General features: G+C 63.3%; 2 protein-coding genes. One reads left to right on the forward strand and one right to left on the reverse strand.

Annotated features, from left to right (window positions below; all coding sequences use genetic code 11):
- Nucleotides 1–268 (forward strand): hypothetical protein (locus CS062_RS27140; protein ID WP_233218247.1); only part of this gene is annotated, 268 nt, incomplete at its 5' end.
- A gap of 19 nt (nt 269–287) precedes the next feature.
- Here the strand turns inward: CS062_RS27140 and CS062_RS25250 are convergent.
- A partial coding sequence (locus CS062_RS25250; RefSeq protein ID WP_143742536.1) for a helix-turn-helix domain-containing protein occupies nt 288–512 on the reverse strand: 225 nt, incomplete at its 5' end.

Genomic DNA, 512 nt, shown 5'->3' on the forward strand with positions numbered 1-512 from the left:
CATGCCAACTGTTCATGTCCACGTGATTTTCATGCACATACCGTTCGATGATCTTGAACATTGTTGGCCGCATGACATCACCGAAGCTCGGCACCGCACCGCATGCCCACGGTTCCCGTTTGTGTCCGAGGCGCACCGTGCTCAGCAGACCGCGACGATTGCGGTGGCCGCCAGTGCGGTGAGGAGAACGAGCGTGATCCAGATCGATCGAATCGCCTTGCGACGCAGAGCCTTCCCATCCGGGAGTGGGGGGTGGGCCGGCCTCTGACGGGCGGGTTCGCCGCTTCTCATGTGGATGCCCCCGCCACCAGGTGGCCCTTGGCCAAAAGAATTGCCCGGATCTTGCGCCGCGCATCGAAGACGGCCTTGTACACCGCGTTTCGGCTGATACCGAGACGCGCGGCCAGGACATCGAGGGGATCGCCATCGATCACCGCCCCGATGAACAGTTGTCGTTGCCGCTCGGTGAGCACCACCCAGATGGCACGCCGCACCGCGGCGATGGCATCTCG

Source organism: Roseateles chitinivorans (assembly GCF_002761755.1).
In the GTDB taxonomy this organism is placed as follows: Bacteria; Pseudomonadota; Gammaproteobacteria; order Burkholderiales; family Burkholderiaceae_C; genus Roseateles; species Roseateles chitinivorans.